Origin of the sequence: Chitinophaga chungangae, assembly GCF_017742215.1 — a bacterium.
Classification (GTDB): domain Bacteria; phylum Bacteroidota; class Bacteroidia; order Chitinophagales; family Chitinophagaceae; genus Chitinophaga; species Chitinophaga chungangae.
On the sequence record NZ_JAGHKP010000001.1, the window covers coordinates 383,703 to 400,042 of the forward strand.

Genomic DNA, 16,340 nt, shown 5'->3' on the forward strand with positions numbered 1-16,340 from the left:
AAATATTAACTTCCTCTTGACATTAAATAGCTTATTTTTAGCCGCTCTAACTATATTTTAAGACATACAGCATGGACCAGATTATTGACTTTTTTAAGCATCTTATCGACCCCGAGTGGATTATAGCGCATGGTGGTTTGTATTTGATTTTAGGGATCGTGTTCGCGGAAACCGGTCTGTTCGTGGGATTTTTCCTGCCAGGGGATTCCCTGCTTTTCGTGGCTGGCATTTATGTCGAAGAACTGGCCGCGCACTTTTTTAACGTGCCGTATATCCTGATCATCGCAATGATCGCCTTAACCGGTATCATCGGAAATATGGTGGGGTATTGGTTCGGTAAAAAATCAGGCCCCCTTTTGTTTAAAAGAAAAGACACCTTCCTCTTCAAAAAGAAACATCTCTGGCAGGCCAAGGAGTTTTACGACAAATACGGCGGCGGCGCCATCTTCGTTTCCCGCTTTCTGCCCGTTGTGCGCACCTTTGCGCCGATCGTGGCCGGTATCGTGAACATGGAAAGGAAAAAATTCATGTTCTGGAACGTCGTCGGCTCCATTTCCTGGGTGTTTTCCATGATGCTGGCGGGGCATTTCCTGAATAAGGCGATCCCCACGCTGAAAGACCACCTGGAGTGGATCATCATCATCATCGTCGTGATCACGACCCTGCCGGTTGCCATCAAGTTCATTTTCGGCAAGTCGCCGATCCACAAACATTTCGACGAGTTCGGCAACCCTATTGAGCAGCCGCCCGTTAAAGAGGAAATAAAATCATAAATTATTTTAAATTGTTTTGATATTTAAAGAGACACAATTATTTTGTGTCTCTTTCCTTTTACAGGGAAGCCAAGCACAGTTATATCAACCTTTACTAAATTCACGTTCCTTTTATGAATTCCGCCAACAAACCGGTGCGGCTGCTGAACGCCGCTGTGATCGTAGCTTCCCTGGGTTATTTCGTAGACATTTACGACCTCCTTCTTTTCGGCATCATCCGCATCAAAAGCCTGCAATCGCTGAACCTTACCGGCGAGGAGATAGACAGTGTGGGGATGTGGCTGATCAATGTCCAGATGATCGGCATGCTGATCGGCGGCATTATCTGGGGCGTGCTGGGCGATAAAAAGGGCCGTTTGTCCGTACTGTTCGGTTCTATTTTGCTGTATTCCGTGGCCAATGTGGCGAACGGCCTGATCGGGGGAGACAATGCGATCGCCTGGTATATGATCTGGCGTTTCCTGGCGGGTTTGGGCCTGGCGGGCGAGCTGGGCGCGGGCATCACTCTTGTGTCTGAAGTGCTGCCGAAGGAAAAACGCGGCCTGGGCACGATGATCGTGGCGAGCGTAGGCATTTCCGGGGCTGTGGTGGCGTATTTCGTGTCGGAATATTTTGGAGACAACTGGCGGGTATGTTATTACATCGGCGGCGGGCTGGGCCTGGCGCTGCTCATCCTCCGCATCAGCGTGGTGGAATCGGGCATGTTCAACAATATCAAAGAGGCCACCCACGTGAGCCGCGGTAATTATTTATCTTTTTTCACCAATAAGGAAAGGTTTTTCCGGTATATCAAATGCATCATGATCGGCCTGCCTACCTGGTATGTGGTAGGCATTCTCATGACCTTCTCCAACGCCTTCGCCGAAAAAATGGGCGTGCAGGGAAAGATCGACCCGGGAAAGGCCATTATGATCTGTTACGCCGCGCTTACCTTCGGCGATTTCGCCAGCGGTTATCTCAGCCAGCTGATGCGCAGCCGGAAAAAGGTATTGTATATTTTCTACGCGCTGGTGCTCGTCAGCGTGATCTGGTATTTCAATGCCTATAACTATTCAGTCAGCGGCTTTTACACGATTTGCGGCGTAATGGGCTTCAGCGTGGGGTTCTGGGCGATATTCGTAACGGTGGCCGCCGAGCAGTTCGGCACCAACCTTCGCGCCACCGCGGCCACTACGGCTCCCAACTACGCAAGGGGACTGCTGCCGGTGATCTCGCTGCTTTTCACGGGGCTGCAGAGCCTGGGCCTCAGCTACCTGCAAAGCGGGCTGGTAACGGGTCTTGTCTCTATCGTGCTGGCCTTTGTGTTCGCATTTACGATGGAGGAAACGTTCGGGAAAGATCTCGATTACGTGGAGGAAGTATAAACTTTCCCGCAGGGCTCAGGGGTAAGCCGTCAGCATCTTGTCCAGCAGCTTGTTAAGCTGCACCACTTCCTTGTCTGTCAGGGAGGTTTTTAACATGTCTTCCAGCGTGTACAGTTCTTCGTCGATCTCTTTGAGCAGCTGCAGGCCTTTGGGGGAAATTTTCACGTCCACCGCGCGGCGGTCTGCCTCGCAGCTTTTGCGTTCCACGAGCTCGGCTTTGCGGAGCCGTTCCACGAGGCGGGACACATCGCTCATCTTGTCCAGCATCCTTTCCTTCAAAGTATTGATGCTGGCCGATTTTGGATGCTGGCCGCGAAGGATGCGCAGGATGTTGAACTGCTGCATCGTGATGTCGTACTTTTTGAAAAACGACTGTTGCTTCGAAATGATCCAGTTTCCCACGAAAATGAGGCTGACGAGGCTTTTATGGTGGTCGCTGGTAAAACTTTTAATAGCTATCAATTTTTCGATATTGGACATATGCGGCAAAAAATAATTCACAATTTAACTGTTACGCGGATATAAAACGCAATTGCTAACGCTTTCATCCTGTTAGGTTTATTCTTTGATGAATTCGAGTTTCAGTTCCAGGTTGACCATCTTGTCCACCACCATGCCGCCGGCTTCGGTCATTTTATCCCATTTGAGGTTGTAGTCGAAGCGGTTGATATAGGTATTTGCCTTGAAACCTGCTCTCAGCTTGCCTGTGGGGTCTTTGGCCGTTCCGCCGTAGGTGACGTTGAACTTCACTTTTTTGGTCACGTCGCGGATGGTCAGTTCCCCGTCCAGCAAATATTTCCCTTCGGTGATGCGGTTAAAGGAAGTGCTTTTGAAGGTCATTTTCGGGTATTGCTCCGCATGTAAAAAGTCTTTGGATTTCAAATGGTTATCCCTGGGATCGTTGCCGGTGTTGATGCTGAAAACGTCTACGCTGAAATGGATCTGAGCGTCCGTAAGGTCCGGTTTGGCGGCTTTGAGCTCTCCTTCGAAATTTTTAAAGTTGCCCTCCACTTCGGAGATCACCAGGTGGGTAACGGAAAAGCCCACTGAGGAATGATCGCGGTCCACCTTCCACGTGGCCGCCTGTGTGCCGGCAAAAAGCGGGCTGTGCAGCATCAAGGCCAACAGCAGCTTTTTCATGATATGGTCTTTTGGGAGTACATCATGTTTGAACAGTTACAGGTTTAACAGTCCCGGTTGCGCGTCGTTAATTTTGTATATAGCCCGTTTCTTGTATAACAGTTCTCTTCTTTTCTAAAAATATGGTTCACAACCTGATAGGCCCTCTGTTACGGTAAAGTTACGAATATCAGTTGTTATAACAGCGAATAGGGGGCAAACAAAAAGCATCCCGTTGTTGCGGGATGCTTTTTATGATTTGAACTGCCTGTAATTAAGCAGGAGTTTTCATGTTGTCGAGCACGTCCATCACTTCTTTCACGTGTTTGGCGGAAGTTTCCAGCAGCGCTTTTTCTTCGTTGTTGAGCTGCAGCTCGATGATCTTTTCGATACCGTCTTTGCCCAGCACTACGGGAACGCCGAGGTAGATGTTGTTGAGGCCGTATTCGCCGGTGAGCCATGCGCACACGGGGAAGATGCGTTTTTCATCTTTGACGATGGCTTCCACCATTTGCGCCGCGGCCGCGCCGGGAGCGTACCAGGCGGAAGTGCCCAGCAGGTTCACGATCTCGCCGCCGCCTACTTTGGTGCGCTGGATGATGGCTTCCAGTTTATCGGCCGCTACCAGCTCCGTAACGGGGATGCCGCCTACGGTGGTGTAACGGGGGAGGGGCACCATGGTGTCTCCATGGCCGCCCATCAGGATGGCCTGGATATCTTTCGGGGAACAGCCGATCTCGTCTGCCAAAAATGCGCGGTAGCGGGCGGTATCGAGGATGCCGGCCATGCCGAATACCTTGCTGCTGTCTTTTTTGGCAGTCAGGTAAGCGCAGTAGGTCATTACGTCGAGCGGGTTGGATACCACGATGATGATCGCGTCCGGAGAAAATTTGGTAACGTTCTCGGTAACAGATTTAACGATATTGGCGTTGGTGGAGATCAGGTCGTCGCGGCTCATGCCCGGTTTGCGGGGAAGGCCGGAAGTGATCACCACCACATCGCTGTTGGCGGTTTTGGAGTAATCGTTGGTCACACCCGTCACTTTCGTGCTGTAATAATCAATGGGGGCTTGCTGCCAGGTATCCAGGGCCTTTCCTTCTGCGGTGCCTTCCTTGATGTCAAGCAAAACAACCTCCTGCAGAAAATCTCTGTGGGCCAGCACGTTAGCGCAGGTTGCGCCTACATTTCCAGCTCCTACAACAGTAACTTTCATCGTATCTGAGTATTTTAAAAAGGTGAAGAATTATTTGGGAAACAAAAATAGGACATCGGACGGGTAATTTCAGCGGAATCTGCTAAATTTTCCCGATCCGCAACCCGCCGGTGAAAAATTTACAAGCGCTTTAACAAAGTGTCCAGTTTAACGGTACCTTCGTAGTCTGCCACCAACCGGTGCTTTTTGTCGTAGATATAAATCCCGGGGAAATTGTGCAGCCCGTAATAATACACGATCTGCCGCGTGGGCTCGGCGGCCATGATGATGTTCGGGTATTTGCCGATGTTGTACTGGTCGTACCAGGCCTTCATCCGGTCCAGCCTGAACGGGGTGATCATCAGCAGGGTGGTTTTACCGAACTTGTCGATGTTTTTAAGGATGTCCTGCGTCATATGCGCACAATGGTCGCATTCCACGCTGAACAAAAACACGACAACGGGTTTATTTCTGGGAAGATCGTTTTTGGTGAAGGTCTGGCCTCCATACAGCTGCATCGGTTGCGGCGAAATGATGGAAAATTGCTTAAAAGGCGGGATATTTGCCGGATCGTTTGTATGGGATTGCGCTTTCAGCAAGGCGGGAAGCAGCAGCAACAGGCAGAGCCATCTTCTCATATTCATATTTTTTAATTGATAAAATGAAAGGAATATCCTGCATATTGCGCCAAAACTGTACCGCTTTTGTGGGAATTCCGGTAAGTTTTGTTTGTTCATATGCGAAAATTTTTACTTTTGCAATCCTAATGTAAATTTTTAACTTTAAATCAGTGACCTTTTTATGGCTACCACCGCAGATATCAGAACAGGATTGATCATTAAGCTGGATAACAGCTTGTATTCTGTTGTAGAGTTTGGTCAGAACAAAACCGCCCGTGCAGCCGCGAAAGTGTGGGCAAAATTGAAGGGCGTTGACAATAGCCGTTCCATCGAGCATACCTGGAACTCCGGCGATACCATTTACCCGGTGCGCGTTGAGAAAAAATCGTTTCAGTTCCTTTACCAGGACGACAGCGGATATAATTTCATGGACAAAGAGACCTTCGAGCAAATCGTAGTGGCGGAATCGCTGGTGGATGCGCCCCAGTTCCTGAAAGACGGCGACGAAGTGGCCATTGCCATCAATACCGAAACCGAATTGCCGATGGCGGTGGAACTGCCTGACAAGATCGTGCTGAAAGTGACCTACTCGGAGCCGGGCATGAAAGGCGACACTGCTACCCGTACCCTGAAACCTGCCACCGTAGAAGGCGGCGCTACCGTGATGGTGCCCCTGTTTGTGAATGAAGGCGAACTGATCCGTATCAACACCAAAACAGGTGAATACATCGAGAGAGTAAAAGAATAACCATATTTCTACATTTTCTTTCATTAGCGAACCAGCAATTACTAAAAACCAAAAACTGTCTACATGGACTTTAAACAGATTCAGGAGCTGATTAAAATGATCAACAAATCAAATATCAGCGAACTGAGCATTGAGCAGGACAAGTTCAAAATTACCATAAAACAAAAGGAAAGCGAAGTACAGCAGATCGTAACAGTACCGGCGGTAACGGCGGTTCAACCCGTGGCAGTGGCTCCCCAGCCCGTAGCTGCCGCACCTGCGCCCGCTGCGGCCGCTCCCGCGGCGCCTGCGGCAGCGGCAGCTTCCAACCTTATCACCATCAAATCTCCCATGATCGGTACCTTTTACCGCAGCGCGGGGCCAGACAAGCCGCCGTTCGTAAACGTGGGCGACGATGTGGCGCAGGGCAAAGTAGTATGCATCATTGAAGCCATGAAGCTGTTTAACGAAATCGAGAGCGAAGTAAGCGGCAAGATCGTGAAAGTGCTGGTAGACGATGCGTCTCCCGTGGAATACGACCAGCCCTTGTTCCTGGTAGAACCGTAACTCTTTGAAAGGTTGTAAGGTTGCTTGCAACCTTTTCCTTTTTTTTCGATTGATAACCTATAAGAAAAACATGTTCAAAAAGATACTGATCGCCAACCGTGGCGAGATTGCCCTGCGCATCATCCGTACCTGCAAAGAGATGGGGATCAAAACAGTGGCAGTGTATTCAACCGCCGATAAAGACAGCCTGCACGTCCGGTTCGCGGATGAAGCCGTGTGTATTGGAAAACCGCAAAGCAGCGATTCTTACCTGAATATACCGCACCTCATGGCGGCCGCCGAAATCACCAATGCAGACGCGATCCATCCCGGGTACGGCTTCCTCGCCGAAAACGCGCGTTTCGCGGAGATCTGCGGCGAACATGGCATCAAGTTCATCGGCCCCACCCCGGAAATGATCCGCAGGATGGGCGATAAAATGACCGCCAAAGAAACCATGATCGCGGCCGGCGTACCCGTTATCCCCGGCTCCGAAGGCCTGCTGGAAAGCGTGGAAGAAGCCAAAAAACTCGCCAAACAAATGGGCCTGCCCGTGATCATGAAAGCCACCGCCGGCGGCGGCGGCAAAGGCATGCGCGTGGTGTGGGACGAAAACGAGATAGAGAACGCCTATACCATGGCTAAAACCGAAGCCAAAGCAGCGTTCAGCAACGACGGCATCTACATGGAAAAATTCGTGGAAGAACCCCGTCATATCGAGATACAGATTGCGGGAGACCAGTACGGCAAAGTTTGCCACCTCAGCGAACGCGACTGCTCCATCCAGCGCCGCCACCAGAAGCTCGTGGAAGAATCTCCCTCCCCCTTCATGACGCCCGAACTGCGTGAAAAGATGGGCGAAGCCGCCATCAAAGCCGCCAGCGCCATCAATTACGAAAGCGTGGGCACGATCGAGTTCCTGGTAGACAAACACCGCAATTTTTATTTCATGGAAATGAACACCCGCATCCAGGTGGAGCACGGTGTTACCGAAGAAGTGATCAATTTCGACCTCATCAAGGAACAGATCAAGATCGCCGCGGGCATCCCTATTTCCGGAAAAAATTACACCCCGCAGATGCACGCCATCGAGTGCCGCATCAACGCGGAAGACCCGTATAACGATTTCCGCCCTTCACCCGGCAAGATCACCGTGCTGCACACGCCCGGCGGTCATGGCGTAAGGGTCGATTCGCACATCTACGCCGGTTACGTAATTCCCCCGTACTACGATTCCATGGTTTCCAAAGTGATCGCCGTAGCGCAAACCCGCGAAGAAGCCATCAACACCATGGAAAGGGCGCTGAGCGAATTCGTGATCGAAGGCGTGAAAACCACCATCCCGTTCCACCAGCAGCTGATGCAGGACGAGAACTTCCGGAAAGGCAACTTCACGACCAAATTCACCGAAGGTTTCAAACTGCAGTAAACAGCGGTTTTACCCGATACTAAAAAAGGCTTCTGCGTTTGCAGGAGCCTTTTTTGCATGACGGTACCCAATGCGGGCCTGGGTGTGCTTTTCAGCACGTTATTGGATGAAAATGCCCGGTACCGCCCGGCACAACTTAGAGCCAACAAAAAGCAGGCCACCCGGAGGCAGCCTGCTTTAAACCTTAAAACCTTTTCAAAATTAAATGTCAGATTGTATGCTGATGAAAAGTATGCCGTGAACCATTTGCGGCACCCAATTCACTCCATCAAAGATTTTCTGCCGGGGCGGCGGGCGCTTTTTTCCGCTTTTTCATGCCGTCTTTCCAGCTCTTCGCCCGTTCTTTTTCCCAGGCTTCGTATTTGCTGTAGCTTTCGTCTCCCAATGCCGTTTTGATCTTCTGCTGCCTTTCATCCTTCAAAGCCTTCATTTTAGCCGTCTTCTCTTCTTTATCCAGTCCTTTCAGCGCCATCGCCTTGGTCATGTATTCCTTGTTGATGGCTTTCAGTTCCTGGCCCTGGCTGTCTGTAAGGCCCAGTTCCTTTGCGGGAATTTCATGCGGGCGTTTCCCTTTTTTGCCGGCTTTGTGTTTATAATGGCCGGCACGTGCCATCGTCTGTTCGCGGTTCTGCTGCCATTTGGCGTATTGGTCCGCGTCCAGCACGTTTTTGATCTTGCCGCTGCGTTCTGTCTGCAGGGCGTCCAGCTTCGATTTTTGATCTTCGCGGCTGAGACTTTTGTTTTTCCTTATATCCTGAACGCTTCCCATGTAGGATTTATTGATATCCCGCATGGCCTGCGATTGTTTTTCATTCAGTTTCAGGTCGGCATTTTGCCTTACATACTTTTTCGTTCTCACGGAATCCTGTGCAAAACCGCTGTGGGCTGCAAATGCCAGGAAAATCAACAATAAGGTCTGCTTCATGTTACTTGGTTTACAATTATAGACTGTTCACGGCGTCGAAAGTTTAAAGGAAGTGATGAACGGCTCACGGCTGATAAAACCAGTTTTTAATGATCCAGCCATGGCGGCCGATTTGCACAGTTTTTCCTTTTTTAACGGTGAAGGATAGCCGGCGACAGGGCTACAGCAGGCCGGCGACCGCCTTTTCCACCGCGTCGGGATCGCTTGGGCGCGGCGCCTGGTTGGTAATGAATTTTCCTTCTTTATCGATGAGAATATAGGTCGGGAAGCCGCGGTAGAGGTATTTTTTCTCGATCATGGATTGCTGGGCTTTGGGCAGGTTGTAGTGAACAACGTTGTCGCCGGTGATCATGAGTTGTTTGATGGCGGTTTTCCAGGCCGTTTCGGGGGAATTGTTGGCGAGATAGACAAACACCACGTCTTTCCCTTTCAGCCGTTGTTTGAGGGCGGGCGAGTACTGCATCTGGTCGCGGCAGGGCGCGCACCAGGTGCCCCAGATGTCCATATACACCACTTTTCCTTTGAACTGGCTTGCGATATGGGCCATCAGTTCTTCTGCCGTGGCAAGTTCCGGTATGGTGGTGATAAGACGGGTGTTTTTCAGCAATGCGTCGTTCTGCGCGAGTTTGAGCAATTCATTGTTTCTCGCATTTATTTCGGAGCGGAGGTACGGGTCTTTTACCTTGTCCTCAAACGCCTGCAGCTCGTTGTTTCCCAGGGAATTGGAAGCGGCAAGGTGCTGATTCGTGGTCCAGGTGTAGGCAAGTTCTTTTTCGAAATCATTTTTTAAAAGAGAGTACCAGACAGAATCGATCTCTTTTGTTTTGGCTTTATTGGCAAGGGTGTAGGCGTAATTTTTTTTGTCGCGGAGCGCCATCATGTAATCTCCCGGGAAAAATTCCGCCGATTGCGCCATCATATGAATGGAATCGATGCTTGAAAGATATGCCGGGCTTATTTCACTGCTGCTGCCTGTCAGTTTGTAGATAAACTGCGTCATGGCGCCGGCTGTGGAAAAACGCAGGTAAGCCTGTATGATCTGTACGGAACGTTTGTCCAGGTTTTGTTTGCGGGCATAATCGTCCAGTTTGCGGAGCTTTCGTTGCAGAACGGTTACCGCGCTGTCCCTGTATTCCAGGCCGGAAGAAAGGCGGTTCCGGAGCGAGTACAAACTGTCGCCCGCGGTGCGCATTACATCGTAGTAATAACGCATATAGTCGGTATGCACATTCGCGTTAGCGCCTTCAAAACGGGTACTGACAGGAGCTTTCGTGCCTTTGTATTCAGCGAGGTCCGCATACAGGCGGATCGTTTCACCGGGGAATGCAACATTTGCTTCGTAGATGCGGCCCCAGTCTAGGTAAATATCTCCCGCAACCGGGAAGGGGAATTTGATGGTGAATTTCCCGGAAGGGTCGATCGGCGCGGAATATTTTTTCTGATGGGAACCGGCCCAGTCGTAAACGGTTACATTGAACTGGTCTCCCGTCTGGTGGTCGTAATGGTCATACTGACCGGTGACGGTAACCGAATCGATCTTCAATTGGGGTTGGGCGAAACTGCTGAAGGCGTAGAGGATAAGGGCAAGGGTGCTTAAGGATTTCAACATATAAAGAGTTTTACGTCATACAATATACGGAAAATCTATCAGCTAGGAAATATTTCGTAGGTTATTGCAAAAAAGAACCCCCGGTGAATACCGGGGGCCATCATACACCAAAACAATCTTACGGTTTTTATCGCAAGAAAAGCAGCTCTCTGTATTTGGGGAGACCCCAGATCTTGTCATCCACCAGGAACTCCAGTTTGTCGGAGTGGTAACGGATCACGTCGAAGTACGGTTCTTTGATCTTCTCGCAGTAGTCGATCGCTTTTTGACGGCTATCGGTCAGCTTGTTAGCCACTTTGCGGGCTTCGATCATCGCCTGTACATTCTCACTGATGACATTTATGTGTTCAGATATTTTCGTTGCAATCTGGAGTTGCGCTTTGTAAGCGTCTTCTCCGAAACCAGCGTCTTTCAGGCCTTTGATGTTGGCGAGCAGTTCGTTCTGGTATTTGATAGCGGCGGGCAGTACGTGGTTGGTGGCCAGGTCGCCGATCACGCGCGCTTCGATCTGCACTTTTTTCACGTAGTCCTCCAGCAGGATCTCGTGACGGGCATGCAGTTCTTTTTCGTTGTATACGCCGGTGCCTACGAAGAGGTCGGTGGATTTTTTGGTAACGAATGCATCCAGCGCTTTAGGCGTGGTTTTCACATTCTGGAGACCGCGTTTTTCAGCTTCTTTCGCCCATTCTTCGCTGTAACCGTCGCCTTCGAAGAGTACTTTCTCTGCATCAACGATGTATTTGCGGAGCGTCTGCATGATGGCGATCTCTTTTTTCTCGCCTTTTTCGATCAGGCCGTCTACTTCTTTTTTGAAGTCTACCAGGGTTTTGGCCATGATGGTGTTCAGCACGGTCATTGCGGAAGCGCAGTTTGCGGAAGAACCTACGGCGCGGAACTCGAACTTGTTGCCGGTGAAAGCGAACGGAGAGGTACGGTTACGGTCGGTGTTGTCCAGCATCAATTCCGGGATGTGACGGTGCAGGTCCAGTTTCAGGATGGCTTCATCCTGCTCGTCGAACTTGTTGTTCACGCGGCTTTTTACTTCCTGCAGTACTTCGTAAAGATATTTACCGGTGAATACGGAGATGATTGCCGGGGGAGCTTCGTTGGCGCCCAGACGGAAGTCGTTGCTGGGGGTTGCGATGGAAGCGCGCAGCAGGTCTGCGTAATCGTGTACGGCTTTGATGGTGTTCACGAAGAAAGTGAGGAACATCAGGTTGGTCTTCGGCGTTTTGCCGGGAGCCAGCAGGTTCACACCGGTGTCTGTAGCGAGGGACCAGTTGTTGTGTTTACCTGAACCGTTGATGCCTGCGAAAGGTTTTTCGTGGAGCAGCACTTTCAGTTTATGGCGTTTGGCCACTTTGCTCATCACGTCCATCAGCAGGGAGTTGTGGTCTACCGCGATGTTCACTTCTTCGAAGATGGGAGCGCACTCGAACTGAGCGGGCGCCACTTCGTTGTGACGGGTCCTTAAAGGAATGCCCAGTTTGTAAGATTCTTCTTCGAAATCGCGCATGTAAGCGTATACACGCTCGGGGATGGCGCCGAAGTAGTGGTCTTCCAGCTGCTGGCCTTTCGCGGGAGCGTGGCCTACAACGGTACGGCCGGCGAGAACGAGGTCAGGGCGGGCGTTAGCCAGGCCTTCGTCTATCATAAAGTATTCCTGTTCCCAACCGAGGGTAGCAGTTACTTTGGTTACGTTTTTGTCGAAGTAGTTGCATACGTCTACAGCGGCTTTGTCCAGCGAAGACAGTGCTTTCAGCAGGGGCGCCTTGTAGTCCAGCGATTCGCCGGTGTAAGCGACAAAGATGGTGGGGATGCAAAGGGTTTTACCGGTGCCCTGTTCGATGATGAAGGCAGGGGAGGAAGGGTCCCATGCAGTGTAGCCGCGAGCTTCGAAAGTAGCGCGGATGCCGCCGTTGGGGAAAGAGGAAGCATCGGGCTCCTGTTGAACGAGGGCGTCGCCGTCGAAGGTTTCGATGCTGGAGCCGTCTCCTTTAATAGTAAAGAAGGAATCATGTTTTTCGGCGGTGGTGCCGGTGAGAGGCTGGAACCAGTGGGTATAGTGGGTTACACCTTTCTTCATAGCCCAGGATTTCAAACCGGAAGCGATCTGTTCGGCCATTTTGCGCTCGATCTTGTTGCCACCTTTAATAGAGTTCATCAGGCTTTTGTAAGCCTCATCGCTCAGGTTTTCCCGCATTGCTTTGCCGGTAAAAACATTACTGCCGAACACGTCTGTGATCTTGCCATTCAGTTCGGGCTTTACTTTGAAGTCAACGCCGGTCAGATTCTCCAGCGCTTGAAAGCGTAACGATTGCATGATGTGAAATATTTTCTACAAAAGAACGCCAGTTTGGGTTAAAATGCAAGTTCTTTCACGCTTTTTAACCAAAATATTGCATTTGTCGTTTAAAAACCTTATATTTTTGAAATTTGGCCAAATATTTGGCATCGCGATACTTTAAAACTGATATATACATAAATTATTAATGTGTATATCGCCCAAACTTTCTTAATTGTCAATTGCGGGAAAACTATGTAGTTTTGCATCTTCTTTTTAAACCTTCATCATTTCATGCAAACCACAGTAGAAACCGCCGAACAGTTAGGACTTACAGCAGACGAATTTGAACGCATAAAATCCATCCTGGGCCGCACGCCGAACTTCACCGAACTGAGCATGTACTCCGTGATGTGGAGCGAGCATTGCAGTTACAAAAACTCCATCGTGTGGCTGAAAAGTCTTCCCCGGGAAGGCGGCAGGCTGCTGGTAAAAGCCGGTGAAGAAAATGCCGGTCTTGTGGATATTGGTGACGGATGGGCCTGCGTGTTCAAGATCGAATCCCATAACCACCCTTCCGCACTGGAGCCTTTCCAGGGTGCGGCCACCGGGGTAGGCGGTATTCACCGCGACATCTTCACCATGGGCGCACGCCCCATCGCGGCCCTCAACTCCCTGCGTTTCGGCAATATTAATGATAAAAAGAACCAGCACCTGCTCAAAGGCGTGGTAGACGGCATCGGCCACTACGGCAACTGCTTTGGCGTACCCACCGTGGGCGGGGAAGTATATTTCGAAGACTGCTACGGCGTAAACCCCCTCGTGAACGCCATGAGCGTGGGCGTGCTGAAAGTAGGCACCATGGTGTCCGCCACCAGCTACGGCCCCGGCAACCCCGTGTTTATCGTGGGCTCCGCTACCGGTAAAGACGGTATCGGCGGCGCTTCTTTCGCTTCCGCGGACATCACCGAGGAAAGCGCTAAAGACCTCCCGGCGGTTCAGGTGGGCGACCCCTTCCAGGAAAAGAAACTCCTCGAAGCCTGCCTCGAAGTTGTAAAAACAAACGCGCTCGTCGGCATGCAGGATATGGGCGCGGCAGGCATCACCTGCTCCACCGCCGAAATGAGCGCCAAAGGCGAGCACGGCATGAACATCCACCTGGATAAAGTGCCCACCCGCCAGCAGAACATGAAAGGCTGGGAAATGCTCCTCTCCGAAAGCCAGGAGCGCATGCTGATCGTAGTACACAAAGGCCGCGAAAAAGAAGTGCTCGACATCTTCGATAAATGGGACCTGCACTGCGTACAGATCGGCGAAGTAACCAAAGAACCGATCCTTCGTTTCTACATGAATGGCGCGCTGGAAGCGGAAGTGCCCGCTGAAAGCCTCGTGCTGGGCGGCGGCGCTCCCCAGTATCACCGCGCTTATGTAGCGCCTAAATATTTTGAAAAAGTGAACGCGTTCGATATCCAGAATATCCCGGATATCACCAACGCGCGGAAAGTGGCCGAAAAGATCGCGCAGCTGCCGAACATCGCTTCCAAACACTGGGTGTACACGCAGTACGACAGCATGGTAGGCACCGCCAACGCCAGCACGAACGCTCCCAGCGACGCGTCTATCGTAGTCGTGAAAGGCACCCGCAAAGCGCTGGCCGTTACCACGGACTGCAACAGCCGGTACGTACATGCCAACCCGCATGTGGGCGGCCAGATCGCGGTGGCGGAAGCGGCGCGCAACATTGTGTGCAGCGGCGGCGAACCGGTGGCTATCACCAACTGCCTCAACTTCGGCAACCCTTACGATCCGGAAGTATATTACCAGTTCGTTCACGCCGTACAGGGCATGGGCGAAGCCTGCCGCAAGTTCAACACCCCCGTTACCGGCGGCAACGTGAGCTTCTATAACCAAAGCCCTGATGGCCCGGTGTATCCCACCCCCACCATCGGTATGCTTGGCGTGCTGGACAGCATGGACCAGCGCATGACCCTCGATTTCAAACAGGCCGGCGACCTCATTTATCTGGTTGGCCGCAGCTACAACGATATCAGCAGTTCCGAATACCTGCACAAGCTGATCGGCGTGGAATACAGCCCTGCTCCGCATTTCGGCCTGGAGGAAGAACATCAGCTGCAGCAGGCCATCACCAAACTGATCGGCGCAGGCCTCATCAGGTCCGCGCACGACGTAAGCGAGGGCGGCCTGTTCACCACCCTGCTGGAAAGTGCCATGGTACGTGGTCTGGGCTTCGATGTGCATACCAACAAACATTTCCGTAAAGACGCATACCTGTTCGGCGAATCGCAAAGCCGCGTAGTGGTAAGCGTAAGCCCGGAAAACAAAGAGAAGTTCGAAGCGCTGCTGCATGGCCTGGTAGACGCATCAGACCACTCCGTTCGTTACGAGAAGATCGGTACCGTGAAAGGAGAGAGCATTGTAGTGGACGGCGAAGACTGGGGCGTGGTAAGCAGCTGGAAATCCAAATATGATACCGCGCTGGAAAATCACCTGTAAGATTTTTTCAGTGATGAAATAAAAAGACCGCCCGGGAAAGGCGGTCTTTTTTATGATGGTATTTTAGCTCTTGCGGAGGATGTCAGACAGGTAAAAGATGGGTATAGGACAGGTATAGGAGAGGTATAGGAGAAGACCGGAAAACGGCATGGTAAAATAATACCGATCATCGTTTAGCCATTCTTTTTTTGACAATGAACTTCCGGCGGTACCAGATCAGGATTCCCGACAGCGCCAGGGCGCCCGGCGTGAGGCCCAGCAACGTCCACAGTATTTTCAGGGGGATGCCGCCGTAGTTGCCGAAATGCAGGGGAATTACGCTGGCGTTGAGTTTCTGGGAGAAGCCGGCCGTTTTGAAATCTATCTTTTTCACCACTTTACCGTCTTCCGGCTGTACGGACACGGTGCTGGAATATTCCCCGAAAAGCGCGGGCTCACCCGCATTGCCAAGGAACAATACGGGCCCGCCGGCAGTTTTCGGCGGACGTATGCCCATGATCGTTATACCGGGTATTTCAGCGCGCGCAACCGTTAGGAGGTGGTCGTAATCGATCGGCTCCTGCGGGATTTCATAGGCGGTCGTTTTCGCCACCCGCGAGCTCACCACCCTCAGCTGGATGGTGATGCCGGTGATCACCATCAGCAGGTTAAACAGCAGCGCCCAAACTCCCACAACGCGGTGCAGGTTGCGCCAGCGGCGCTGGCGGTATTTCCATTCTATCTTGTCGCGGAAAGTGAGCACTTTACCGAGATGTTTGCGGTAAACGTACAGCCCCGTCGCGATGGAAATGAGCATCAGCACGGTTGCGCAGAGAATAATGATGGAACCGTTGCGGCCGCTCAACAACGTAAAATGCAGGAACAGCAGCCAGCCGGTGAAATAATTTTTATTGCCGCGGCGGTAGATCACTTCGCCCGTGTATGGGTCCAGGTAGTTGTACACTTTGTCTTCCGCCGAATACTCCGCCCGCATAATGAGGCTTTCGTTCGGCGCCTGCGGCAGGCGCAGGAAAGTGAGGTACGGGCTTCCCGGATTGGCGGCCGCTCCTTTTTGGTACAGCTCGTTGAGCGGCAGGCGGTCGCCGCCGGGTTTTACTTCATACAACCCTTTATTGACCGCATGGTCTATCTCGTCGCTGAATACAAGCAGGCTGCCGGTAAAACTTAATAGCAGGAGAAAAACTCCTGCTATTAAGCCCGTTATACGGTGTATCTTAAATATCTGCTGATTGAGCACG

The 16,340-nt window shown here is 51.4% G+C and carries 14 protein-coding genes; 6 read left to right on the forward strand and 8 right to left on the reverse strand.

Annotation, left to right across the window (positions count from 1 at the left end; genetic code table 11):
* The first annotated feature begins 71 nt into the window (after positions 1-71).
* Positions 72-773 (forward strand): DedA family protein, encoded by a 702-nt coding sequence (locus tag J7I43_RS01755; RefSeq protein WP_209142611.1) that lies wholly within the window; start codon positions 72-74, stop codon positions 771-773.
* 113 nt (positions 774-886) lie between these two features.
* Positions 887-2,137 (forward strand): MFS transporter, encoded by a 1,251-nt coding sequence (locus J7I43_RS01760; RefSeq protein ID WP_209142613.1) that lies wholly within the window; start codon positions 887-889, stop codon positions 2,135-2,137.
* 15 nt (positions 2,138-2,152) lie between these two features.
* Here J7I43_RS01760 and J7I43_RS01765 read toward each other — a convergent pair whose 3' ends face one another.
* The 4 genes from J7I43_RS01765 to J7I43_RS01780 all read right to left on the reverse strand — a co-directional run bounded on the left by J7I43_RS01765 (position 2,153) and on the right by J7I43_RS01780 (position 5,086).
* Complete coding sequence (locus J7I43_RS01765; RefSeq protein ID WP_209142615.1) at positions 2,153-2,617, reverse strand: MarR family winged helix-turn-helix transcriptional regulator; 465 nt, start codon at positions 2,615-2,617, stop codon at positions 2,153-2,155.
* A 78-nt stretch (positions 2,618-2,695) separates the two neighbouring features.
* The gene (locus J7I43_RS01770; protein ID WP_209142617.1) at positions 2,696-3,277 is read right to left on the reverse strand and encodes a YceI family protein; all 582 of its coding nucleotides are present in this window, start codon (positions 3,275-3,277) and stop codon (positions 2,696-2,698) included.
* Positions 3,278-3,530: 253 nt separating this feature from the next.
* On the reverse strand, positions 3,531-4,469 hold the full coding sequence (gene mdh, locus J7I43_RS01775; protein ID WP_209142619.1) for a malate dehydrogenase: 939 nt from the start codon (positions 4,467-4,469) through the stop codon (positions 3,531-3,533).
* A gap of 119 nt (positions 4,470-4,588) precedes the next feature.
* Positions 4,589-5,086: a peroxiredoxin family protein gene (locus J7I43_RS01780; RefSeq protein WP_209142621.1), complete on the reverse strand. Its 498-nt coding sequence runs from the start codon at positions 5,084-5,086 to the stop codon at positions 4,589-4,591.
* Positions 5,087-5,249: 163 nt separating this feature from the next.
* Between J7I43_RS01780 and efp the strand changes: the two genes are divergently transcribed.
* From efp to accC, 3 genes are all read left to right on the forward strand, one after another.
* The gene (gene efp, locus J7I43_RS01785; protein WP_209142623.1) at positions 5,250-5,816 is read left to right on the forward strand and encodes an elongation factor P; all 567 of its coding nucleotides are present in this window, start codon (positions 5,250-5,252) and stop codon (positions 5,814-5,816) included.
* 63 nt (positions 5,817-5,879) lie between these two features.
* Positions 5,880-6,362: an acetyl-CoA carboxylase biotin carboxyl carrier protein gene (gene accB / locus J7I43_RS01790; protein WP_209142625.1), complete on the forward strand. Its 483-nt coding sequence runs from the start codon at positions 5,880-5,882 to the stop codon at positions 6,360-6,362.
* A 70-nt stretch (positions 6,363-6,432) separates the two neighbouring features.
* On the forward strand, positions 6,433-7,770 hold the full coding sequence (gene accC / locus J7I43_RS01795) for an acetyl-CoA carboxylase biotin carboxylase subunit (RefSeq protein WP_209142627.1): 1,338 nt from the start codon (positions 6,433-6,435) through the stop codon (positions 7,768-7,770).
* 268 nt (positions 7,771-8,038) lie between these two features.
* On the opposite strand, the gene J7I43_RS01800 is transcribed toward accC, so the two are convergent.
* The 3 genes from J7I43_RS01800 to J7I43_RS01810 form a co-directional block, all read right to left on the reverse strand.
* A complete protein-coding gene (locus J7I43_RS01800) occupies positions 8,039-8,695 on the reverse strand; it encodes a hypothetical protein (protein ID WP_209142629.1) in 657 nt (218 codons plus the stop codon).
* Between the two features lie 160 nt (positions 8,696-8,855).
* The gene (locus J7I43_RS01805) at positions 8,856-10,304 is read right to left on the reverse strand and encodes a TlpA family protein disulfide reductase (protein WP_209142631.1); all 1,449 of its coding nucleotides are present in this window, start codon (positions 10,302-10,304) and stop codon (positions 8,856-8,858) included.
* 127 nt (positions 10,305-10,431) lie between these two features.
* On the reverse strand, positions 10,432-12,627 hold the full coding sequence (locus tag J7I43_RS01810) for a glutamine synthetase III family protein (RefSeq protein WP_209142633.1): 2,196 nt from the start codon (positions 12,625-12,627) through the stop codon (positions 10,432-10,434).
* Positions 12,628-12,882: 255 nt separating this feature from the next.
* Here J7I43_RS01810 and purL point away from each other — a divergent pair, with 255 nt between their 5' ends.
* Entirely contained in the window at positions 12,883-15,102 is a 2,220-nt protein-coding gene (gene purL, locus J7I43_RS01815; protein WP_209142635.1) for a phosphoribosylformylglycinamidine synthase subunit PurL, read from the forward strand.
* 166 nt (positions 15,103-15,268) lie between these two features.
* Here purL and J7I43_RS01820 read toward each other — a convergent pair whose 3' ends face one another.
* On the reverse strand, positions 15,269-16,339 hold the full coding sequence (locus tag J7I43_RS01820) for a PepSY-associated TM helix domain-containing protein (protein WP_209142637.1): 1,071 nt from the start codon (positions 16,337-16,339) through the stop codon (positions 15,269-15,271).
* Position 16,340 lies beyond the last annotated feature (1 nt).

What these genes read in the sequence shown, in the direction of transcription:
- J7I43_RS01760 (WP_209142613.1), top strand. Translation starts at nt 887, where the DNA reads ATGAATTCCGCCAACAAACCGGTGCGGCTGCTGAACGCCGCTGTGATC.
- J7I43_RS01810 (WP_209142633.1), bottom strand. Translation starts at nt 12,627, where the DNA reads ATGCAATCGTTACGCTTTCAAGCGCTGGAGAATCTGACCGGCGTTGAC.
- J7I43_RS01755 (WP_209142611.1), top strand. Translation starts at nt 72, where the DNA reads ATGGACCAGATTATTGACTTTTTTAAGCATCTTATCGACCCCGAGTGG.
- purL (WP_209142635.1), top strand. Translation starts at nt 12,883, where the DNA reads ATGCAAACCACAGTAGAAACCGCCGAACAGTTAGGACTTACAGCAGAC.
- accB (WP_209142625.1), top strand. Translation starts at nt 5,880, where the DNA reads ATGGACTTTAAACAGATTCAGGAGCTGATTAAAATGATCAACAAATCA.
- accC (WP_209142627.1), top strand. Translation starts at nt 6,433, where the DNA reads ATGTTCAAAAAGATACTGATCGCCAACCGTGGCGAGATTGCCCTGCGC.
- J7I43_RS01805 (WP_209142631.1), bottom strand. Translation starts at nt 10,304, where the DNA reads ATGTTGAAATCCTTAAGCACCCTTGCCCTTATCCTCTACGCCTTCAGC.
- efp (WP_209142623.1), top strand. Translation starts at nt 5,250, where the DNA reads ATGGCTACCACCGCAGATATCAGAACAGGATTGATCATTAAGCTGGAT.
- J7I43_RS01780 (WP_209142621.1), bottom strand. Translation starts at nt 5,086, where the DNA reads ATGAGAAGATGGCTCTGCCTGTTGCTGCTGCTTCCCGCCTTGCTGAAA.
- mdh (WP_209142619.1), bottom strand. Translation starts at nt 4,469, where the DNA reads ATGAAAGTTACTGTTGTAGGAGCTGGAAATGTAGGCGCAACCTGCGCT.
- J7I43_RS01770 (WP_209142617.1), bottom strand. Translation starts at nt 3,277, where the DNA reads ATGAAAAAGCTGCTGTTGGCCTTGATGCTGCACAGCCCGCTTTTTGCC.
- J7I43_RS01800 (WP_209142629.1), bottom strand. Translation starts at nt 8,695, where the DNA reads ATGAAGCAGACCTTATTGTTGATTTTCCTGGCATTTGCAGCCCACAGC.
- J7I43_RS01765 (WP_209142615.1), bottom strand. Translation starts at nt 2,617, where the DNA reads ATGTCCAATATCGAAAAATTGATAGCTATTAAAAGTTTTACCAGCGAC.